Source organism: Pseudomonas sp. FBCC-B545, from assembly GCF_059134095.1.
Genome location: NZ_CP101441.1, coordinates 1,970,083 through 1,991,628 on the forward strand (window position 1 = coordinate 1,970,083; position 21,546 = coordinate 1,991,628).

Annotated in this window: 14 protein-coding genes; 6 read left to right on the top strand and 8 right to left on the bottom strand. The window is 61.0% G+C overall.

From position 1 onward, the window contains the following. Position 1: 1 nt before the first annotated feature. Positions 2–1,219 carry a YcaO-like family protein gene (locus NMB39_RS09170; protein ID WP_057025494.1) on the bottom strand — a complete coding sequence of 406 codons (1,218 nt, stop codon included), beginning with the start codon at positions 1,217–1,219 and terminating at the stop codon, positions 2–4. Positions 1,220–1,296: 77 nt separating this feature from the next. After that, positions 1,297–1,473: a hypothetical protein gene (locus tag NMB39_RS09175; RefSeq protein ID WP_156382953.1), complete on the bottom strand. Its 177-nt coding sequence runs from the start codon at positions 1,471–1,473 to the stop codon at positions 1,297–1,299. A gap of 718 nt (positions 1,474–2,191) precedes the next feature. Between NMB39_RS09175 and NMB39_RS09180 the strand changes: the two genes are divergently transcribed. Then, positions 2,192–4,279, top strand: a complete 2,088-nt coding sequence (locus NMB39_RS09180; RefSeq protein ID WP_124412775.1) for an LTA synthase family protein — start codon at positions 2,192–2,194, stop codon at positions 4,277–4,279. Positions 4,280–4,350: 71 nt separating this feature from the next. On the opposite strand, the gene NMB39_RS09185 is transcribed toward NMB39_RS09180, so the two are convergent. Next, positions 4,351–4,503 (bottom strand): DUF3309 family protein, encoded by a 153-nt coding sequence (locus NMB39_RS09185; RefSeq protein ID WP_015885095.1) that lies wholly within the window; start codon positions 4,501–4,503, stop codon positions 4,351–4,353. Between the two features lie 327 nt (positions 4,504–4,830). Between NMB39_RS09185 and NMB39_RS09190 the strand changes: the two genes are divergently transcribed. After that, on the top strand, positions 4,831–5,646 hold the full coding sequence (locus NMB39_RS09190) for an SDR family oxidoreductase (RefSeq protein WP_367236853.1): 816 nt from the start codon (positions 4,831–4,833) through the stop codon (positions 5,644–5,646). Positions 5,647–5,773: 127 nt separating this feature from the next. Continuing rightward, positions 5,774–5,977 (top strand): carbon storage regulator CsrA, encoded by a 204-nt coding sequence (gene csrA, locus NMB39_RS09195; RefSeq protein ID WP_057025491.1) that lies wholly within the window; start codon positions 5,774–5,776, stop codon positions 5,975–5,977. Positions 5,978–5,987: 10 nt separating this feature from the next. Here csrA and NMB39_RS09200 read toward each other — a convergent pair whose 3' ends face one another. From NMB39_RS09200 to NMB39_RS09215, 4 genes are all read right to left on the bottom strand, one after another. Then, a complete protein-coding gene (locus NMB39_RS09200) occupies positions 5,988–6,215 on the bottom strand; it encodes a YheU family protein (protein WP_003192759.1) in 228 nt (75 codons plus the stop codon). A gap of 75 nt (positions 6,216–6,290) precedes the next feature. Next, positions 6,291–7,475 carry an osmoprotectant NAGGN system M42 family peptidase gene (locus NMB39_RS09205; protein WP_057011711.1) on the bottom strand — a complete coding sequence of 395 codons (1,185 nt, stop codon included), beginning with the start codon at positions 7,473–7,475 and terminating at the stop codon, positions 6,291–6,293. Between the two features lie 171 nt (positions 7,476–7,646). After that, positions 7,647–9,392 (bottom strand): N-acetylglutaminylglutamine synthetase, encoded by a 1,746-nt coding sequence (ngg, locus tag NMB39_RS09210; protein WP_057025490.1) that lies wholly within the window; start codon positions 9,390–9,392, stop codon positions 7,647–7,649. A 3-nt stretch (positions 9,393–9,395) separates the two neighbouring features. Further along, positions 9,396–11,168 carry an N-acetylglutaminylglutamine amidotransferase gene (locus tag NMB39_RS09215; RefSeq protein ID WP_057025489.1) on the bottom strand — a complete coding sequence of 591 codons (1,773 nt, stop codon included), beginning with the start codon at positions 11,166–11,168 and terminating at the stop codon, positions 9,396–9,398. 310 nt (positions 11,169–11,478) lie between these two features. Here NMB39_RS09215 and NMB39_RS09220 point away from each other — a divergent pair, with 310 nt between their 5' ends. Next, positions 11,479–16,293, top strand: a complete 4,815-nt coding sequence (locus NMB39_RS09220) for an NEL-type E3 ubiquitin ligase domain-containing protein (protein ID WP_494339387.1) — start codon at positions 11,479–11,481, stop codon at positions 16,291–16,293. 7 nt (positions 16,294–16,300) lie between these two features. Here NMB39_RS09220 and mnmC read toward each other — a convergent pair whose 3' ends face one another. Continuing rightward, positions 16,301–18,292 carry a bifunctional tRNA (5-methylaminomethyl-2-thiouridine)(34)-methyltransferase MnmC2/FAD-dependent 5-carboxymethylaminomethyl-2-thiouridine(34) oxidoreductase MnmC1 gene (gene mnmC / locus NMB39_RS09225; RefSeq protein ID WP_494339386.1) on the bottom strand — a complete coding sequence of 664 codons (1,992 nt, stop codon included), beginning with the start codon at positions 18,290–18,292 and terminating at the stop codon, positions 16,301–16,303. A gap of 153 nt (positions 18,293–18,445) precedes the next feature. Here mnmC and pap point away from each other — a divergent pair, with 153 nt between their 5' ends. Both pap and NMB39_RS09235 read left to right on the top strand, forming a co-directional pair. Then, complete coding sequence (gene pap, locus NMB39_RS09230) at positions 18,446–19,960, top strand: polyphosphate:AMP phosphotransferase (RefSeq protein WP_057025486.1); 1,515 nt, start codon at positions 18,446–18,448, stop codon at positions 19,958–19,960. A 256-nt stretch (positions 19,961–20,216) separates the two neighbouring features. Continuing rightward, positions 20,217–21,401, top strand: coding sequence for a thiolase family protein (locus tag NMB39_RS09235; protein ID WP_494339385.1), 1,185 nt, complete (start codon positions 20,217–20,219; stop codon positions 21,399–21,401). Positions 21,402–21,546 lie beyond the last annotated feature (145 nt).

The window sequence follows — 21,546 nt, forward strand, 5'->3', positions numbered from 1 at the left end:
TTCAAGCGCTTTGTTTGACATACGTAAGTAACCTCGGACCGACCCTTTTCAACCCGGGTTCAAAGGCTTCAAGCCCCGGAATCATGATTCTGACCACCGTGATGTCGTCCGTGGCCTTGCTAAGCACAACCCTCAGCACGCTACTCAGGCCGATGGCCTGCAACCGCTCGATAAGCAACGTCCAGGCCGATTCGATGGTGGGGATCGCGGCTTCCTGGCAGTTGATGGCGGAGTAATCGATCATCTGTTCACGGGAGGTCGCCACGTTACGCAAGCGTGAGATCGCTTCAAGCTCCACGGAGCGGCCTTTCTTCTCAAAGTATTTGACCCGCTCAATGATGTCGTCCCGGCCTCCGTGGATGTGACTCAGACGGCTTTGGGCCGCTTCGCAGATTGCCCGGATCAAGGCGATTTCCTTGATCGGATGCAGCCCTGAGCCAGTCGCCACAGAGATAGGGGCCTGGGGGGACTCTTCCATGATGAACGCCTGGAAGTAGGCCAGTCCAAAGCAGTTCTCGGTGTAACGGACCGACAGGCTCAGGCCCGCGTCATTGACCTTGCTGATCAGGGCAGCGATCTCTGCGCTGTATTGGTCCAGATGGACGAGGCAGGAACGGTCACGCAGGTGATTAAAGGCCTGGACATCGCGCTCCATCAGCTCGCACACCGCATGCACCGAGGCTTCCACCAAGTCATTGCCGGAGGCCAGGCCACTGGAGCTTTCCCCAAAGAGTTGTTGCCCTGGGTTCTCGGGGTAGGGAATGAACACTAGTTCGGCGGGTGCAAGAACCTTTTTCTCGCGCAATACGTCTTCGACTTCGACGGCCATGATGAGCGCGTCGGCATTGGCAGAGAAGCCATACAGCATGCAGAACTGATTGAACGCTATGCGGCCCTCATGGCTGTCGATGAGTTGCCGGGGAGTGGTCTGCACCAGTGTCAGTTGGGCTGTATTGTATTGCGCAAGGCTGAATTCGATAGCCTCCATGTACGCGCCTATCTTGGCTTCGGCTGGCCTGAGGCCTTTGCCTGCATTGACGCACAGCGAGCCCTTGAGGGCATCGGGTCGGATACTGGCAAACACTGGGATACCGATACGGTCCAGCCAGGTTGTGTCGGTTACACGAGTAATGCCCAGGCGTGGGGCAAGGTCGTTGGTGATGATGGTTAATGTTTCTTCGGCACTGCGACGACGAAGGCTCGAACTAAGCCTTTGCATAAGTTGTTACCTTGGCGTGATGAAAGTTAAACAAGCACACACTGGAAACGGGAGGGAATGACTTCCCTCCCGTTTTTTCAGGCTGCGATTTTCACTTCTTCAGCCAGGGCCAGCGTCAACACGTTGTTGTTCGACTGGTGTGCAACAAAGCCAGCATGCATCAGGCTTTCATCGTTCAGAATGACGGAAAACTTCTCCGCGGTTTCCGAATCCAGTTCCAGTTCAAAGGTTGCATTGTTAACGAGAGCGTCCATTTTGTTTTTCCTATCCATAGCATTGCGTTTAAGGATGTGTGTTGCGCAACGGCTATGAAACTTGCAGGCGGGAGAGCGGGTGTCAAGACAATACAATTATTTTCAATTCTGCCTTTTTGCCATGAAAGGACTGAATAGTTAATTGAAAATATAGGCTGATAGGCGCGTCTGCGTTTCATGCAAAAGGAGCCGAAGTCTAATGCAGCAGCAGGTTTGCGCCGTCGCGCGCAACGGCGATGCGTAGTTTGGTGTATGACTTGGCTTCGGTGATTGGGTGCGTGTCCAGTCGGTTTCATGACCCCCATAATGGGGACGACTGCCTTCGGCAAATTACCGGTGCGATTGGCGGATACACCGCGCAAAAGTGATGGCGTAAGAATGGCATCTGCGATGCGTCACCCGTACCGATCATTTTTTTCAGCTGCGTGGACTAAGAATGACCGGGCAATTCGTATTTTGTGTATCGAGATATTCGCTGCACAGAATTTTCACATTCCATCCAAGACAATTCGCCGGCTTTAATCGCCTGGCAAGGCTCTATTCCTGGGACTTCTAAAGACCCTGCCACGTTGCACGTTCAGTAATTAATAGCCTTGCCGGCCTTGATCGGGCACCATTTGTGCCGCCGCGTTAACCGCCTACCCCAGCCAGCCTGGGCGAGGGACGGACGCCACTGCCTTATTTCGCAACTTAAACTTCCAATGGGTCCTAAAACGACATGGCAAACCCGGACGCCCTGAATCAGCAGCGAGCTGCAAATCGCCTGCTGCAACCGACCGTCAAATCCCATCTGGCTTACACGCTGCTGTGCGCACTGGTCATGATGGTGATGTTCTCCCTGCTGCGCCTGGCGTTGCTGGTCTACAACCGCGAGATGATCCTGGATACGCCGGCCTCGACGTTCCTGGAAGCGTTCGCCAACGGCCTGCGCCTGGACATCCGCCTGGTCATGTACCTGCTGATTCCGCTGTTGTTGGCGCTGTTCAGTGTGCGGGCCATGGCGGCGCGCGGGTTCTTCCGCTTGTGGCTGACCGTTGCGTCGAGCATCGCCTTGTTCCTGGGCCTGATGGAGATGGACTTCTACCGCGAATTCCACCAGCGCCTCAACGGTCTGGTCTTCCAGTATGTGAAGGAAGACCCGAAAACCGTGATGAGCATGCTCTGGTACGGGTTCCCGGTGGTGCGTTACCTGCTGGCCTGGGCCGTGGGCACGCTGATCCTGAGCATGGCCTTCAAGGGCGCCGACCGCGCAACGCGCCCACGCGGCCCGTTCAGCGGCGGCACTATCAGTACGCGCCAGGTGGCACCGTGGTACAGCCGCATCGCGGTGTTCGTGGTCTGCCTGCTGGTCGCCGTGGTCGCCATCCGGGGCACCCTGCGTCAGGGCCCGCCGTTGCGCTGGGGTGACGTCTACACCACCGATTCCAACTTCGCCAACCAGCTGGGCCTCAATGGCACCCTGTCGCTGATCGCTGCGGCGAAGTCGCGCTTCTCCGAAGATCGCTCCAATATCTGGAAAGCCACCCTGGAACAGCCATTGGCCACCCAGACCGTGCGTGACATGCTGGTGTTACCGCAGGAAAAACTGGTGGATACCGACACCGCCGCCGTGCGCCGTGACTTCACGCCACCGGCCGAGAAGACCCTGCCGATCAAGAACGTCGTGGTGATCCTGATGGAAAGCTTCGCCGGTCACTCGGTGGGTGCGTTGGGACGTCCGGGCAATATCACCCCGTACTTCGACAAGCTGACCAAGGAAGGCTTGTTGTTCGACCGCTTCTTCTCCAACGGTACCCACACCCACCAGGGTATGTTCGCCACCATGGCCTGCTTCCCGAACCTGCCGGGTTTCGAATACCTGATGCAGACCCCGGAAGGCAGCCACAAGCTGTCGGGCCTGCCGCAGTTACTCAGCGCCCGTGATTTCGACGATGTGTATGTCTACAACGGCGATTTCGCCTGGGACAACCAGTCGGGCTTCTTCAGCAACCAGGGCATGACCAACTTCATTGGCAGAAATGACTTCGTGGACCCGGTGTTCTCCGACCCGACCTGGGGCGTGTCCGACCAGGACATGTTCAACCGTGGCCTGGAAGAATTGAAAGCCCGTGAAGGCGGCAAGCCGTTCTATGCGCTGCTGCAGACCTTGTCCAACCACACGCCGTACGCGTTGCCGACGCCATTGCCGGTTGAAAAAGTCACCGACCGTGGCAGCCTCAACGAGCACTTGACGGCCATGCGCTACTCCGACTGGGCCTTGGGCCAGTTCTTTGAAAAGGCCCGCAAGGAACCGTACTTCAAGGAGACCCTGTTTGTGATCGTGGGTGATCACGGCTTCGGCAACGAGCAGCAGATCACCGAGATGGACCTGGGCCGCTTCAACGTACCGATGCTGATGATCGCGCCGGGCATGCAGGAGAAGTTCGGCGAGCGTGATCACACGGTGGGCACCCAGATCGACATCGTGCCGACCATCATGGGGCGCCTGGGCGGCGACACACTGCACCAGTGCTGGGGTCGTGACCTGCTCAACCTGCCGGAAGGCGACAAGGGGTTTGGCGTGATCAAGCCGTCGGGCAGCGACCAGACCGTAGCCTTGCTCACCGGTGACCGTGTGCTGGTATTGCCCAAGGAAATGCCACCCAAGTTGTGGGAATACACACTGGGCGCCGAGCCGACCGGCAAGGTGATCCCGGAGTCGCCGGACGAAGCTGCACTTAAGCAGAAACTAGAGTCGTTCCTGCAAACCGCAACCAAGAGCCTGCTGGATAACACCGCGGGTGTCGTGGATGGTAAGCCGGACTAACTGACTGGCAATAAAAAAGAGGCCTTCCAGAAGGCCTCTTTTTTTTGCTTCTTAAACGCTTGGCGCGGCGTTTATATCCGGCCGAGCAACAACAGTACCAGCAGCACTACCAGCACGACGCCGAGGATACCCGACGGGCCATAGCCCCAGTTACGCGAGTGCGGGAACACCGGCAGGCCACCCACCAGCAGGAGAATCAGGATAATGATCAGAATGAGGCTCATGGTTTTTTCCTTATAGGTCTTTGGTAAAGACCGGTTATTTACGATACCCCCGTCTATCTGATTACGGGCGCCTTACTAACTCCGACTCTGTCATTGCACAGAAAATTCAGTGTTTTTTAAAAGCATTTCGTTCAGACGCTTATTTCTTTTAACACGTACGCGGATCTACCTGACTAGTTGAAGTTTATTGAACTTAGGCTATAGGCCGGTATCTGACCGAGCCCGCGGTTTGCCTGGGGCATTCATCACTCTGATGGTGCGTGGGTGCAGGAAAAACCTTCGCTACACTGCCGGTCACTTCTTTCGTGAACCACAAGGCTACTTCCTATGCAAAACCGCATGATGATCACTGGCGCCGGGTCCGGCCTGGGTCGTGAAATCGCTCTGCGCTGGGCCCGTGAGGGTTGGCAGTTGGCCTTGTCGGATGTCAGCGAGGCCGGGTTGCAGGAAACCCTCAGGCTGGTTCGCGAGGTGGGCGGTGACGGGTTCACCCAGCGCTGTGACGTGCGTGACTACAGCCAGCTCACCGCGTTGGCCCAAGCGTGCGAGGTGAAGCTGGGTGGCATTGATGTGATCGTCAACAATGCCGGCGTGGCCTCAGGCGGGTTCTTCGCCGAACTGTCTCTGGAGGACTGGGACTGGCAGATCGCAATCAACCTGATGGGCGTGGTCAAGGGCTGCAAGGCGTTCCTGCCGCTGCTGGAAAAGAGCAAGGGCCGGATTATCAATATTGCATCGATGGCCGCGCTGATGCAGGGCCCGGCCATGAGCAACTACAACGTGGCCAAGGCCGGCGTGGTGGCGTTGTCGGAAAGCCTGCTGGTGGAGCTCAAGCAGCAGGAAGTCGGCGTGCATGTGGTATGCCCATCGTTTTTCCAGACCAACCTGCTCGACTCCTTCCGGGGGCCGACCCCGGCCATGAAGGCACAGGTGGGCAAGCTGCTCGAGAGTTCGCCCATCACCGCGACTGACATCGCCGATTACATCTACCAGCGCGTGGCCGCAGGCGAATTCATGATCCTGCCCCATGAGCAAGGGCGCATGGCCTGGGCGTTGAAACAGAAAAACCCGCAGTTGCTGTATGACGAAATGACGCTGATGGCTGACAAAATGCGCGCCAAGGCCCAAGCAGTTAAAGGCTGATCAGGGCGAGGTCTGTCAGTTAAATTACCTTCTTGGGTAGGCAGCGCCTGATTTGATCGCAAGCCATTGCCGGTCCATTTTCAAGGGCGCATGGTCAAGGTCCTGTCACTCGAAAAGGACAACCGCCATGCTGGTCTTGAGCCGCAACCTAGGCGAAGCCATCTCCATCGGCGATGACATCGTCGTGCATATCCTCGAAGTAAACGGGACCCACGTGAAATTCGGCATCGACGCGCCAAAGGACGTGAAAGTGCACCGAGCCGAGGTGTACCAGAGGATTGTCAAACACCAGGGGCCCGCCACCCATCCGGTGCCGGTCCCCAATCTCTAGGCGCAGGTGTTCAGTCGAACAGATGCTTGGGCACATCGTGCTTGAGCATCAGTTGGCATTGCTCGCTCTCGGGGTCGAAGACGATCAGTGCCTGGCCCTTGGTCAGCGCCTGGCGCACGCGCAGCACGCGGGTTTCCAGGGGCGTATCGTCGCCATTATCAGTGCCGTCGCGGGTGACGAAGTCTTCGATGAGGCGGGTCAGGGTGTCGACTTCAAGTGCATCGTAGGGAATCAGCATACAAGCCTCTGGGGTCAGGTCCCGGCGATGCTACTGCGCCGGGACCTTTGTTGCCAGTACCAGGAATTGCCCGTGTCAGGACTTCTGACCGACCAGGCTGTCCACTGACGGCACGCGGGTGTCGCTTTCCATTTGCGTTTCATGCTCAATCTGATGACTGAACCGATCCAGGGAGCCCTGGGCCGGTTGCGCATCGCTGGCGAACACTGGCGGGCTAAGGATGTACGCGCCCAGCAAGCGACTCAGAGCGGCCAGGCTGTCGATGTGGGTGCGTTCGTAGCCATGGGTGGCATCGCAACCGAAGGCCAGCAGGGCGGTGCGGATGTCATGACCGGCAGTCACAGCCGAGTGCGCATCGCTGAAGTAATAACGGAACAGATCGCGGCGCACCGGCAGGTCGTTATCAGCCGCCAGGCGCAGCAGGTGCCGCGACAGGTGATAGTCATATGGCCCGCCGGAATCCTGCATCGCCACGCTCACCGCATGTTCGCTGGAGTGTTGGCCGGGGGCGACCGGGGCGATATCGATGCCGACAAACTCACTGACATCCCAGGGCAGGGCGGCCGCCGCGCCACTGCCGGTCTCCTCGGTGATGGTGAACAGCGGGTGGCAGTCGATCAGCAGCGGCTCGCCACTGTCGATGATCGCCTTGAGCGCGGCAAGCAGGGCGGCGACACCGGCCTTGTCATCCAGATGGCGAGCACTGATGTGCCCGCTCTCGGTGAACTCCGGCAGCGGGTCGAAGGCCACATAGTCACCGATGCTGATGCCCAGGGAATCGCAGTCGGCGCGGGTGGCACAGTAGGCGTCCAGGCGCAGCTCCACGTGATCCCAGCTCACTGGCATTTCATCCACGGCGGTGTTGAACGCGTGCCCGGAGGCCATCAACGGCAACACGCTGCCGCGAATCACGCCGTTATCGGTGAACAGGCTGACACGGCTGCCTTCGGCAAAGCGGCTTGACCAGCAGCCCACTGGGGCGAGGGTCAGGCGGCCGTTGTCCTTGATCGCACGCACGGCGGCGCCGATGGTGTCCAGGTGCGCGGAGACGGCCCGGTCCGGGCTGTTTTTCTGGCCCTTGAGAGTGGCGCGAATGGTGCCGCGCCGGGTCATCTCAAACGGGATGCCAAGTTCTTCCAGGCGTTCGGCGACGTAGCGCACGATGGTGTCGGTGAATCCTGTCGGGCTGGGGATGGCGAGCATTTCCAGCAGCACTTTTTGCAGGTAGGCGAGATCGGGTTCGGGGATAGTTCGGGTCATGGAAACTCCTGATGAGTTGGGGGCATCGATGGTTTCGATGAAAGGGTTGAGAGATTCGTTGCCTGTGCCGGCCTCATCGGGGGCAAGCCCCCTCCCACCCTTGATGTGTGAACACAGGCAAATGTGGGAGGGGGCTTGCCCCCGATAGCGGTTTCACATTCAACACAATCCTCAAGCGGTCGGCTGACTGTGCGGAAACAACAAATCCACAAACTTTTCTGCGGTAGGTTGCGGTTCATGGTTGGCCAGCCCGGCCCGTTCGTTGGCTTCGATAAACACGTACTCCGGTTGGTCGGCCGCCGGCACCATCAGGTCCAGCCCGACCATGGGGATGTCCAGGGCGCGGGCAGCACGCACGGCGGCGTCCACCAGCGTTGGGTGCAGGATCGCCGTGACATCTTCCAGGCAACCACCGGTATGCAGATTGGCGGTACGTCGCACGGCTAGTTGCACGCCCTGGGGCAGGATGCTGTCGTAGCCATAACCTGCGGCTTTGAGGGTGCGCTCGGTTTCCGCATCCAGGGGGATTTTGCTCTCGCCATCGGTGGCAGCCTGGCGACGTCGGCTCTGGGCTTCGATCAACGCGCGGATGGAATGCTGGCCGTCGCCGATTACCTCGGCCGGGCGACGAATCGCGGCGGCGACCACTTCAAAACCGATCACCAGGATGCGCAGGTCCAGGCCCTCGTGGAAGCTTTCCAGCAACACACGACTGTCGAACTGGCGCGCCGCCTCAATGGCTTGCTGCACCTCCTCAATGGTTTGCAGGTCTACCGCCACGCCCTGGCCTTGCTCGCCGTCCAGCGGCTTGACCACGATGCGCTGGTGTTCATCGAGGAACTCCAGGTTGTCGTCGGCACTGCCCGCCAACTGCTGCGAGGGCAGTTGCAGGCCGGCGGCCTTGAGCACCTTGTGGGTCAGGCTCTTATCCTGGCACAGGGTCATGCTGATGGCGCTGGTCAGGTCGCTCAGGGATTCCCGGCAACGCACGCGGCGCCCGCCATGGCTGAGGGTGAACAGGCCCGCGTCGGCATCGTCGACCTGCACATCAATGCCGCGCCGATGGGCTTCCTCGACGATGATCCGTGCATAGGGGTTGAACTCCGCCTGCGGTCCGGGGCCGAGGAACAGCGGTTGGTTGATGCCGTTCTTGCGCTTGATCGCAAAGGTGGTCAACGCGCGGAAGCCAAGCTTGGCATACAGGCTCTTGGCTTGGCGGTTATTGTGCAGCACCGACAGGTCCAGATAGCTCAAGCCACGGCTCATGAAGTGCTCCACCAAGTGGCGCACCAGCACTTCACCCACGCCTGGGCGCGTGCATTGCGGGTCGACGGCCAGGCACCACAGGCTGCAACCGTTTTCCGGATCCTGGAAGGCTTTATGGTGATTGAGGCCCATCACGCTGCCTATCACCGCCCCAGTGTCTTCATCCTCGGCCAGCCAGTACACCGGGCCGCCTTGGTGGCGCGGGGTCAGGCGCTCGGCATCGACGGGCAACATGCCGCGGCCTTGATACAGTTGATTGACGGCCTGCCAATCGGCATCGCTTTGCACCCTGCGAATGCGAAAGCCGCGAAACACCCGGGTTGCCGGGCGATAATCGCTGAACCACAAGCGCAGGGTGTCGGACGGATCCAGGAACAACTGCTGCGGGTCTATCCCGAGGATCTGCTGGGGCGCTGCCACATAGAGCGCGATGTCGCGCTCGCCGGGCTGCTCATTGAGCAGTTCCTGGGCCAGGCTGGCCGGGTCCGGGAAGGTATGGCCGATCAGCAACCGCCCCCAGCCGCAATGCACGGCAATCGGCTCGGCGGCCAGTGGGCTGCCATCTTCGGCCAGGCGCGCCTGCAGGCGCTCGTAGGTCGGCGCCTGGCCCTTGAGTAAGCGTTGGCTATACGCCGCGGCATTCGGTTTCATCGATCAGATTCCTTGTTCGCTGAGCCACAGGTTCAGCGCCGCCAACTGCCATAGCTTGGAGCCGCGCAGCGGGGTCAGTTGACCCTGGGGGTCGGTGAGCAAGCGGTCGAGCATGGCCGGGTTGAACAGGCCACGGTCCTGGCTCGGGTCCAGCAGCAGCTCACGCACCCAGTTCAAGGTGTCGCCTTGCAAGTGCTTGAGGCCGGGCACCGGGAAATAGCCTTTCTTGCGGTCGATGACTTCGCTGGGGATAACCCGGCGCGCCGCTTCCTTGAGTACCTGTTTGCCGCCGTCGGGCAACTTGAACTTGCCCGGCACGCGGGCCGACAGCTCCACCAGGCGGTAGTCGAGAAATGGCGTACGCGCTTCCAGGCCCCAGGCCATGGTCATGTTATCCACGCGCTTGACCGGGTCATCCACCAGCATCACCGTGCTGTCCAGGCGCAGGGCCTTGTCTACGGCGGCATCCGCTCCTGGCATGGCAAAATGTTCGCGCACAAAGTCACCGGCGGCGTCGTTGGCGGTCAGCCATTTCGGCGCGACAGTGGCCGCGTAGTCGTCGTAACTGCGATCGAAGAAGGCATCACGGTAAGCGGCGTAGGGATCGCTCGCGCCATCCACCTGCGGGTACCAGTGGTAACCGGCAAACAGTTCGTCGGCGCCCTGGCCGCTCTGCACTACCTTGCAATGCTTGGCCACTTCCCGCGACAGCAGGTAGAAGGCGATGCAGTCATGGCTGACCATCGGCTCGCTCATGGCGCGGAACGCCGCCGGCAATTGCTCGATGATTTCGCTCTCGGCGATGCGCAGTTGGTGATGACGGGTGCCATAGTGCTTGGCGATCAGGTCCGAGTACTGGAATTCGTCGCCGCGTTCGCCACCGGCATCTTCAAAGCCGATGGAAAAGGTCGACAGGTCCTGCACGCCGACTTCACGCAGCAGGCCGACGAGCATGCTCGAATCGACGCCACCGGAAAGCAGCACGCCCACATCCACAGCGGCGCGTTGACGGATGGCCACGGCTTCGCGGGTGCTGTCGAGGACGCGGTCGGTCCAGTCTTCAAGGCTGAGGTTCTGCTCATCCTCATGGGGGCCGTAAGGCAGGGTCCACCAGGTTTTCTGCTCGGTCTTGCCGCTGGCGTCGATGCGCATCCAGGTGGCGGGCGGCAGCTTTTCGATACCCGCCAGCAAGGTGCGCGGTGCGGGCACAACGGCGTGGAAATTCAAATAATGATTAAGGGCCACTGGGTCCAGGATCGGGTTGATATCGCCGCCCTTGAGCAGCGCCGGCAAGGCCGAGGCAAAGCGCAGGCGCTGGCCGGTGCGCGACAGGTACAAAGGTTTTACGCCCAAGCGGTCACGGGCGATGAACAGGCGCTGGGCGTCACGTTCCCAGATGGCGAACGCGAACATGCCATTGAGCTTGGGCAGCAGTGCCTCACCCCAGGCGTGATAACCCTTGAGCAGCACTTCGGTGTCGCCGCCCGAATAGAAGGCGTAACCCAGGGCTTCCAGCTCTTGACGCAGTTCCGGGAAGTTATAGATCGCGCCGTTGAAGGCCAGGGACAGCCCTAGTTGGGCGTCGACCATCGGTTGGGCGGAGCCATCCGACAGGTCCATGATTTTCAGGCGACGGTGGCCCAGGGCAATCGGCCCTTGGGCATGGAAGCCCCATGCGTCGGGGCCTCGGGGGGCGAGGTGATGAGTGATGCGTTCTACCGCTGCCAGGTCGGCAGGTTGATGATCAAAGCGTAACTCGCCAGCTAATCCACACATAAGTTCCTTACCGGTTTTTCCGTTGGGGAGGGGTCAACAGATCGCGCGCTGAACGCGCAGGTACTCTGAAACTGACCCAGGCATACCCGTGGAGTTTTAGAACGATAAGTTATAAGCGATCAGGGCATGAGGCGCTGATCAGTGTTCGCGGCTTGGCGCAGGCTCTGGGGCCAGGGCGTTAGATAGGTCAAGGATGCACGCAAATTGTGGGCTGATGGACCGCGCAAACCAGCAGGTATTCAAACCCATTCCCGGCGGCGGCGGGCATATGGTGGGGCGTCATTATTCAAGGTTGTCATGGAGGTCATGGATGTCACAGGTAAGTGAGGTGGTTACACCCAAGGTGTGGGCACAGTTGCCCGGCAAGCTGCTGGAGGCCACCCAGGATCTGGATATAACCCAAGTGCTGCTCGACCGGTTGCCCGGCTGGATGGTTCGTGCTGACGCTCGCAGCCTGGCGCATATCAAGCGCGAGCACGTGGACAGTGAAGTACTGCGCGAGGCGCTCAATACGCTACTGAAGAACCTGGAACCGCTCGATGAATTCTGCAGCGAGCGACTTGAAGCGTTGCTGGTTTCCAAGGGGCAGCATCTGGATGTGAAACACGATGTGCTGGAGTTGCCCCACCGCTCAATGACCAACGCCAACCCCGACCTGCTGGGCCCGCTGTTGATGACGGTGACGGTCGAGAAGCGCACGCTGCTGCAGGCCGCCATGCAGAATTTCAGCGCTTCCCAGGCTGAGGACGGTGGCCTGGGGATCGGCGCACTGGTGCGTAACGTCGGCACGGGGCTTGAGGTCGAGTCAATGAGCGCTGTCGAGTTTGCCGGTTACTGTCGCGAGCTGGATCTGGGCGCGGCCTATCAGGAACATCTACGGGAGGTCTTCGATTTGCCCGCCCCCGGTGAAGTGATGGCGGCGGATGCCTTTAACCCGGCGGCCAGGGACATTGGCCGGCTCAAGTTGAGCGACATGCGCCTGGACCTGCATATCGCCCTGGGCAAGGGGCACATGCGCCAGGAGACCGGCACGCTGCTGTTCAAGGTGCTTTGGTCAGGCAGGGACACTTATCCAACCCGCGACCTGTTGCTGGAGGGCCGCGCGCTGGTCTGGCATGGGTTGAACATCGACCAGGCCTGCGCGTGGAGTGTGCTGGTGTTTTCCGGCAGTGCCGAGCAAGACCTGTCCTCGGGTCGCTGCGTGGTGTACATGCCCAACGATCCAGCCCGCCCATGGTTCGAGTACGACACCCTGGCGGCGTTCAAGGGCTATCTATCGTCCAAGCTGCAGGAGCCTGCCTATCGCGAGTTCTTCAAAGGCTATCTGGATGAATCCGAACGCGTGGACTTTTTCCAGCGCTTTGATACCCGCAAGGCCGTGGAAAGCCTGGAGGCGGTATCGGCCCCGGTCAGCGTGTCGCGGTTTTTTTTCGATGCCTACGTGGGCAAGGCGCAATTGGATGCCAGGGTGTTGGCGGTGCCGGTGGCAGAGGTCGACGAGGAGGCCCGCCGATCACTGATCGAGCGGTATGTGGAGCTGGGGCTGACATTGGCCAATATCGCCGGTTTTTTCGTGCCGGGCCTGGGCCAGTTGATGCTCGGGGTGGGTGTCGGCCAGCTGTTGGGCGAGGTCTATGAGGGCGTACAGGACTGGCAGCACGGGCACAAGACCGATGCGCTGGAGCACATGACCAATGTGGCTGAAGGCATTGCGTCAATGGCGCTGATGGCCGTCGGGGGCAAAGCCGTGGGGGCTCTGTTCAAGGACGCTTCGCGTACGCCGGCGAGTTATTTCGAGCAGTTCGAGGCGGTCAAAGCCGCGCACGGCGAGTCACGGTTATGGCGACGCGACCTGCGTCCTTACCAGCAGTCGGTGGCTGCCGAGGTGCTCGCCACGCCCAGTTACAAAGGCATCTACCAATATCAAGGGCGCTCTTATATCGCGATTGACGGCGCGATCTACCGGGTGTCTTTCGATGCTGGCGTCGGTCGCTGGCGGGTACTGCATCCGGTGCGTCAAACGGCTTATCGCCCGCTCTTGGAACACAATGGTTTCGGCGGCTGGCGCCATCAGGCCGAGCAGGTCGAGCAGTGGAACAGCCCGGCTTATGTACTCGAACGCCTGTCTCCCGGACTCAGATCACTGCCCGACGGCCGCCTGGATGAAATCATCAGCACCACCAACAGCCGGTTGCCCTGGTTACGCCAACTGGCCCAGTACAACCAGCCCTTGCCGCAGCGGCTGCGCGACTGTGTGATGCGTTGGCGCCAGGAGCAATTGATTCGCGACCTGGCCTGGCAACTGGAATTCCAGAACCAGCCCGATGCCGGTACGGGGGTCGTGCAAATGCTGGCTTTGCCGATGCTGGAAGGGTGGCCCAAGGGGCGTTTTTTCGAGCTGCTGGACGCCGAGGGAAACTTGCTCAAGCGCTATCCCGATACCGCTCCATTCGATTACGAAGACATGAGCATCCACGTCAGTGAGCAGCAACTCAAGGACGGTCAGGTGATGCACACGCTGCTCGAGACCTTCAGCGCCAAGGAGCGCGACGTGCTGCTGGGTGAAAAAGCCGACATCCAGCAGGCCCATAAGCTACTGCGTGCGCGTTTGCTGGCGGGGGTAAAACGGCATTACCGCACGCTGTTCGACCAGCTCTGCGAACATGCTGATCCGCCCGCTTCGGGCATTGCCGACGTGCTCAAACACCGCTTCCCAGAATTGCCCACCGGGATGATCGAGGAGCTATTGTCCCAGGCGTCATCGCTTGAGCGTCTGTATCTGCGTGAGACTGGCAGCGTGCCCTTGCGCCTTTTTCAGCGTGCCGGGCAGGCGTTGCGCGAACTGCAGGAAGACCGTGCGGTGGCCGGTTTCTACCTGCCACCGTTGGCCACCGAATCAACTGAGCGCCTCGCGGTCAGCCTACTGGGGCGGTTACCGGGATGGCCGGCGCAACTGCGCTTGCAAGTGCATGAACAGGCGCTGGACGGCGCCTTGCTCGGCAAGCTGGAAACTCCCACCGCGACGCGTTTGCGCAAGCTGGTCAAGTCCGCCCGGGGCTACCAGGCCTTCGACGAGCAGGGCCAGGCCCTGCATGAGCCGCTGCCGGGGCCGTTGGGCTTTTACCAGGCGCTGCTGAGCACGCTTTCGGCCACAGAACGCACCGGCCTGGGGATTTACTCCACCGGCGAGCGGGGGGCCAGACAGCTGCAGTTGAAACTGCGCTGGCGGGTCGGGGATGAACGTGACCTGGTAGCCGGGCATCTGCGCCGCGCCTCTGCCGAACCCCTGCCGTTGTGGCGCGAGGGTTGCGTGCAGGCTTCACCGCCTGAGGTCACGCCACAGCCGGCGGCACTGATACGCAAGGTGAAAAAACTCTATCCCTTGCTGAACGACGCCCAGGCCTCAAGCCTGATCGAAGAGCTGGGGGCTGACCACATGGCCCGTGCCCGCGCGGTCAAGGGCCTGCAGAACGACTATGAAACCCTGCGCTCAGTGCTCAATACCTGGCGCCATGACCGGGCCGCGCTGGCGAAAATCCCCGGTACGCCTGCGGACGCCCGGTTTGGTCGCAAAATCATCGCACGGCGGCTGAAAGCCTGCTGGCGGCGGATGACCACCTTGAATAAAGAGGCCGGCGTGTCCCTCGACGGGATGCTCGGCGGGCCGCTGCCGATATTGCCACCCGAGATCAAATTCACGCATGTACGCCAACTGTCGATGAAGAACATGGGCGTCGGCGATGAAGTGGCGTATTTCCTCAAACACTTCCCCGGGCTCAAGTCCCTGGAGCTGTCGGGCAACCGCTTGACCCGTCTGCCGGAGGTACTGTCGCACATGCCGCAGTTGCAAGCCTTGTACCTGGATGACAATCAACTGGTGCTGACCAACTACATGCGCACCAAGCTGGCAGACCTGCGCACCCTCAGGATCATGAACCTGGCGGGCAACCCGCTGGTTGATCCGCCTAAGGTCGATCACCTGTTCGACTTGCACCAATTGATCCTGCATGACTGCCGGCTCAAGACCTTTCCCGAACACTTGTGGCGTTTGCCCTACCTGACCAGTGTGGACCTGCGCGAGAACGACATTACCGAGCTGCCGGCGTGGTTGTTCACGGCGCATCGGGATCGCACCCGGGGTATCAACTTGCGCCACAATCCATTGTCGGCATCCACAAGCCGGCAAGTGCTCGATTATCGTCGCCAGCGCGGCGTGGGCATGGGCTTTTACGAAGACGATGACGCACGCTTGAACGAGCAGGCCGCTCGCGAGTTGTGGATGCCCGATTCGCGGCAGGCGGACTACGCGCAAAAAGACCTGATGTGGCGGATGTTGAAGGATGACAGGCACAGTGACGGCTTGTTCAAGTTGCTGGCCGAGCTGGGTGGAGCGGCCGACAGCGAGCATGTGCGTGAAGACATGACCCGGCGCGTGTGGCGGGTACTCGAGGCGAGCAGCCAGCGCGCCGACCTGGCCACCGAAGTATTTGAACGTGCATTCACCCCGTATAACTGTGATGACGGCGCGGCGGTGAGCTTCAGCGCCCTGGAAATCCTGGTTGAAATCAGCGATGCGCGCATGCAGGTCGAGGGCGGCCAGCTGTCCGCCAGGCCCTTGTTGGCGCTGGGGCGCGGCCTGTATCGGCTCGATCGCCTGGAAAGCATTGCGCGCAACCACAGCATCGCCAACCCCGGCGGCGATGCCTTGGAGGTCAGCCTGGCCTACCGTACCGGTCTGGCCAGCCGTTTCTATCTGCCAGGGCAGCCTAAGCACATGCGTTATGCCAGTTTGGGCGGTGTCACCCCGGCGGCGCTGAGTGATGCGGAACTGAAGATCAAGGCCGCGGAAATATCGCCTCTACTGTTGCGTTTCCTCATTAATCTGCCGTTCTGGACGGACTACCTCAAGCGCGCCTATGCCGCCAGTTTCAGCACCCTTAACGAGCCGTTCGAGACGCGTATGCAGGCAGTGTTCGAACAAGGCGCGGATCTTGATGACGAAACCTACCGATCACGCATGGATGGCATTCTGCGGGAGCAGGTCACCGCCGAAGAGGTCGCCTTCGAGCGCCTGACCCTGGCGGCCATGCGCGCTGATGAACTGGGGGTGTGCGAAATTCGCTAGGCAGGGTTCATGGGGTCTGCCCAGGCTTGCCGCGAATCAGCTCGCGCAAGACAAAGCGGTTGGGATGGCACGCCTGGGCGACAGGAGCGGGCAATGGCAGCGGTTCTTTATCCAGCCAGGCGGCCAACAATTCTGCCGACAAGGGCGCGGTGATCAAACCGCGTGAGCCATGGCCGCTGTTGATGTACATGCCGTCCAGCCAGGGGCAGGGCATATCGGGCACTTGCCGGGCATCCCGGGCGAGTACGCCGTAGGCTTGGGCGAAGGCCGCTGCATCGGCCAGCGGGCCGACGATGGGCAGGTAGTCGGGGCTGGTGCAGCGAAATGCCGCACGGCCTTTCAAGGTTTCCAGCGGCAAGGCATCGGCTTGCAGGGCATGCAGCAGCGGTGGGGAGATTTCCCTCAGCAGGGCCAGGTTATCGGCATGTTCGGCCAGGGTGGGGGTCAAGTCGTCGCTGTTGAAAGCAAAACTGGCGCCCAGGGTATGTTCGCCCAGGCGTGCGGGGGCGACGTAGCCTTGGGCACAGACCACCGTGCTCAAGTGTTGGCTTTCAGTGGTTTGCGCCAAGCGGGTGATTTGCCCACGAATCCGCTTGAGGGGCAGGGCGGCACTGAAGGGGAAGCGTTTGACCTCGGCGGCCCCGGCGAGGACCACCACCGGTGCACTGGCGATCAGCGCCTCGGCGTCACGGGCCTGCCATTGGCCGTCGACCTGCTGCAAGGTCAGCGCTTCCTGATGAAGGCGCACCTCAATACCTGGATGGCGGGCCTGCCACTCGCACAACGCTGGCGGATGGACCCAGCCGCCCTCGGGGAAAAACAACCCGCCCTGGTCCAGCGCCACGCCAGCGAGGGCTTGGGCCTGGGCTGCATCCACCGGGTGCAGCAGGTCCGGGGCAAACGCCTGCGCCAGTTGTGCCTGGCGCTCGGCTTCCTTGGGGTTGAACGCCAGTTGCAGCACGCCGCAAGCGTCCCAATCCACACCGCGCTGCAACTGCTCGAGCAGCCTGCGGGTGTAGCCGAAGCCGCTCACAATCAACTGCGACAGTGTGGTGCCATGGGCCGACAGCTTGAGGTACAGCACCCCTTGCGGGTTGCCGGACGCCTCCTGGGCCAGCGCCGCATGCCGCTCCAGCAGGCACACCTGCCAGCCGCGTGCCGCCAGGCTGGCCGCGGTGGCACAACCGGCCAGCCCCGCGCCGATCACCAGGGCGCGGCGTTCTGCATAGTGGGTGGTTGGGCGGGCGAACCACGGTGGTGTAGCCGTGGGCCTGGGAATATCGGCTGGCCAGCCGACGAACTCACCGCGCAGGATTTCCCACTTGTGGCCGATGCCCGGCGTGCGCTTCATCTTGAAGCCCGCCGCGTTGATCAGGCGCCGCACCCAGCCAGTGCTGGTGAAAGTGCTGATGGTCGAGCCCGGCGCCGCCAGGCGCGCCAGTTCGGCAAACAGCTCGGCGGTCCACATATCGGGGTTTTTCGCCGGGGCAAAGCCGTCGAGGAACCATGCGTCAATCTGTGCATCCAGTTGCGGCAGTTGTTCCAGGGCATCGCCGATCAACAGGGTCAGGGTCACGCGGCCTTGGCCCAGCACCAGGCGCTGGAAACCCTGGTGGATGGCGATGTATTGCGCCAAGAGTTGTTCGGCCAAGGGTTGCAGTTCAGGCCAGAGGGCCAGGGCACGTTGCAGGTCAGTGTGGCTGAGCGGGTATTTTTCCACGCTGACAAAGTGCAGCCGTGCGCCGGCCACCGCATGCTGCTCGAACAGTTGCCAGGCGCAGAGGAAATTCAAGCCGGTGCCGAAGCCTGTCTCGCCGATTACCAGTCGCCCGCCGGCAGGCAAGGCGGCGAAGCGCTCCTGCAGGCGGTTTTGCTCAAGGAACACATAACGGGTTTCTTCAAGGCCCGACTGGTCGGAGAAGTACACATCGTCGAACATCCGCGAGTGCGGGCGTCCTTGGTCATCCCAGTCGAGCTGGGCGTGGGTGATGGGGTTCATGGCGGCTCATAAAGGAAAGCGGGCAAAGACAAGGCGGCCATTCTAGCCGATCAACAGGGGTTGGATTGACCCAAGGCAATCCCGGGTGGAATTTCCTGCCACAGGCCGTTGCCCAATCCGCTAGTCTTGAGCCATCTTGAAACGGAGCTGCCCATGTTCGAATCCGCCGAAATCGGTCACGCCATCGACAAAGACACCTATGACGCCGAAGTGCCGGCCCTGCGCGAAGCCTTGCTGGAGGCGCAATACGAACTGCAGCAGCAGAAGCGCTTCCCGGTGATCGTTCTGATCAACGGCATCGAGGGCGCCGGCAAGGGCGAGACCGTCAAGCTGCTCAATGAGTGGATGGACCCGCGCCTGATCGAAGTGCGTACCTTCGACCAGCAGACCGACGAGGAACTGGCGCGCCCACCGGCCTGGCGCTACTGGCGGCAACTGCCGGCCAAGGGCCGCATGGGTATCTTTTTCGGCAATTGGTACAGCCAGATGCTGCAAGGCCGGGTCCATGGCCAGATCAAGGACGCCCGTCTCGACCAGGCCATTGCCGGTGCCGAGCGCCTGGAAAAAATGCTCTGTGACGAAGGCGCGCTGATTTTCAAGTTCTGGTTCCATCTGTCCAAGAAGCAGATGAAAGCACGCCTCAAGGCCCTGGCAGACGACCCGTTGCACAGCTGGCGCATCAGCCCGCTGGACTGGCAACAGTCCAAGACCTACGACAAGTTCGTGCATTTCGGTGAGCGCGTGCTGCGTCGCACCAGCCGGGATTACGCACCCTGGCATGTGATTGAAGGGGTGGACAGCAATTACCGCAGCCTTACCGTGGGCAAGATCCTGCTCGAAGGCCTGCAAAATGCCTTGAAAATGCCCAAGGGCAGGGCCAGCGGCATGAACCCGGCGCCGCTGCCGTCGGCCGTGGACCAGGTAAGCCTGCTCAACAGCCTCGACATGACCCTGCGCCTGGACAAGGACGACTATGAAGAGCAACTGATCACCGAGCAGGCGCGCTTATCCGGCCTGATGCGCGATAAGCGCATGCGCAAGCACGCGTTGGTGACGGTGTTCGAGGGCAACGACGCGGCGGGCAAGGGCGGCGCGATCCGTCGTGTCGCCGCGGCCCTGGACCCACGCCAGTACCATATCGTGCCAATTGCCGCGCCCAGCGAAGACGAACGCGCCCAGCCCTACCTGTGGCGGTTCTGGCAGAAGATCCCGGCACGCGGCATGTTCACCGTGTTCGACCGTTCCTGGTATGGCCGTGTGCTTGTGGAGCGCGTCGAGGACTTCTGCACCCCGACGGACTGGATGCGCGCCTATGGGGAGATCAATGATTTCGAGGAGCAGTTGCGCGATGCTGGCGTGATCGTGGTCAAGTTCTGGCTGGCCATTGATAAGCAAACGCAGCTGGAACGTTTCCAGGCCCGTGAAGAGATCCCGTTCAAGCGCTTCAAGATCACCGAGGACGACTGGCGCAATCGCGACAAGTGGGACGACTACCGTGCAGCCGTGGGCGACATGGTTGATCGCACCAGCACCGAGGTGGCGCCCTGGACCCTGGTGGAAGCCAATGACAAGCGCTGGGCGCGGGTCAAGGTGCTGCGCACCATCAATCGTGCGTTGGAAGACGCATTCGATAAAACCGACAAGCACGACAAAAAGAAAAAGAAATAGCGCGGATCAAACATTGGTCCAAATGTGGGAGGGGCGGTGCGACGATTCGACTTGTTCCCGATAGCAGGCTGTCAGTACCTGCATTTGCAACTGACCCACCGCTATCGGGGGCAAGCCCCCTCCCACATTGGATCGCCACACATCAGGTAGGCCGTGTGTTGGCCCCATACTTTTGCATTTACGCAGTGAATGATCATCGCAGCCGACCGGGCCTGGCTCTATCCTCGATCCACAACCACAAGATCGAGGTAAGCCCATGCGTGAAGTAGTGATCGTCGACAGCGTGCGAACCGGCCTCGCCAAGTCCTTTCGTGGCAAGTTCAACCAGACCCGCCCCGATGATATGGCGGCCCATTGCGTCAATGCGCTGCTGGTCCGCAATGGCATCGATCCGGCCACGGTGGAGGATTGCATCGTCGGCGCCGGCTCCAACGAAGGCGCCCAGGGCTATAACATCGGGCGTAATGTGGCGGTGCTCTCGCAACTGGGTACCGGCACGGCGGGCATGACCCTCAACCGTTTCTGTTCGTCGGGCTTGCAGGCGATTGCCATCGCCGCCAACCAGATTGCCTCGGGCTGCAGCGACATCATTGTCGCTGGCGGTGTGGAGTCCATCAGCCTGACCATGAAGAGCGTCAACACCGACAACCTGATCAACCCACTGCTCAAAGAGCAGGTGCCGGGCATCTACTTCCCCATGGGGCAGACCGCCGAAATCGTCGCCCGTCGCTATCAGGTCAGCCGCCAGGAGCAGGACATCTACGCCCTGCAGAGCCAGCAGCGCACTGCCCAGGCCCAGGCCGATGGCTTGTTCAATGATGAAATCGTGCCGATGGCGGTCAAGTACAAGGTCGAGGACAAGCACAGCGGTGAAGTGCAGATCCTCGACGGCGTGGTGGACCGCGACGACTGCAACCGCCCGGACACTACACTGGAAAGTCTCAGCGGTTTGAAGCCGGTATTTGCCGAAGATGGCTCGGTGACGGCGGGCAATTCCTCGCAGCTCTCCGACGGGGCCTCGATGACCCTGGTGATGAGCCTGGAAAAAGCCCTGGCGTTGGGGCTCAAACCCAAGGCGTTTTTTCGTGGCTTTACCGTCGCCGGTTGCGAACCGGATGAGATGGGCATTGGCCCGGTGTTCTCGGTGCCCAAGCTGCTCAAGGCCAAGGGCTTGCAGGTGGCAGATATCGACCTGTGGGAGCTCAATGAAGCCTTTGCTTCACAGTGTCTGTATGCACGCAACCGCCTGGAAATCGATAACGCCAGGTACAACGTCAATGGCGGCTCGATCTCCATTGGCCACCCGTTCGGCATGACCGGGTCGCGGCAGGTGGGGCATCTGGTGCGCGAACTGCAACGACGTAATTTGCGCTATGGGATTGTCACCATGTGCGTGGGCGGGGGTATGGGCGCTACCGGGCTCTTCGAAGCCGTACGCTGATCAAAATGTGGGAGGGGGCTTGCCCGCGAAGACGTCGGCCCAGCAAACATTGATGTTGGCTGACCCACCGCTATAGGGAGCAAGCCCACTCCCACATTTGGTCATCCGCGTATCCGAATCTGGTCACTTACCCCTAGAATGGCGG

Excerpts from the sequence above, each read along its gene's own strand:
- NMB39_RS09205 (WP_057011711.1), bottom strand. The coding sequence starts at position 7,475 with ATGACCCGAACTATCCCCGAACCCGATCTCGCCTACCTGCAAAAAGTG.
- NMB39_RS09170 (WP_057025494.1), bottom strand. The coding sequence starts at position 1,219 with ATGCAAAGGCTTAGTTCGAGCCTTCGTCGTCGCAGTGCCGAAGAAACA.
- mnmC (WP_494339386.1), bottom strand. The coding sequence starts at position 18,292 with ATGAACCCCATCACCCACGCCCAGCTCGACTGGGATGACCAAGGACGC.
- NMB39_RS09175 (WP_156382953.1), bottom strand. The coding sequence starts at position 1,473 with ATGGACGCTCTCGTTAACAATGCAACCTTTGAACTGGAACTGGATTCG.
- NMB39_RS09235 (WP_494339385.1), top strand. The coding sequence starts at position 20,217 with ATGCGTGAAGTAGTGATCGTCGACAGCGTGCGAACCGGCCTCGCCAAG.
- NMB39_RS09185 (WP_015885095.1), bottom strand. The coding sequence starts at position 4,503 with ATGAGCCTCATTCTGATCATTATCCTGATTCTCCTGCTGGTGGGTGGC.
- NMB39_RS09200 (WP_003192759.1), bottom strand. The coding sequence starts at position 6,215 with ATGCTGATTCCCTACGATGCACTTGAAGTCGACACCCTGACCCGCCTC.
- NMB39_RS09180 (WP_124412775.1), top strand. The coding sequence starts at position 2,192 with ATGGCAAACCCGGACGCCCTGAATCAGCAGCGAGCTGCAAATCGCCTG.
- csrA (WP_057025491.1), top strand. The coding sequence starts at position 5,774 with ATGCTGGTCTTGAGCCGCAACCTAGGCGAAGCCATCTCCATCGGCGAT.
- ngg (WP_057025490.1), bottom strand. The coding sequence starts at position 9,392 with ATGAAACCGAATGCCGCGGCGTATAGCCAACGCTTACTCAAGGGCCAG.
- pap (WP_057025486.1), top strand. The coding sequence starts at position 18,446 with ATGTTCGAATCCGCCGAAATCGGTCACGCCATCGACAAAGACACCTAT.
- NMB39_RS09190 (WP_367236853.1), top strand. The coding sequence starts at position 4,831 with ATGCAAAACCGCATGATGATCACTGGCGCCGGGTCCGGCCTGGGTCGT.
- NMB39_RS09215 (WP_057025489.1), bottom strand. The coding sequence starts at position 11,168 with ATGTGTGGATTAGCTGGCGAGTTACGCTTTGATCATCAACCTGCCGAC.
- NMB39_RS09220 (WP_494339387.1), top strand. The coding sequence starts at position 11,479 with ATGTCACAGGTAAGTGAGGTGGTTACACCCAAGGTGTGGGCACAGTTG.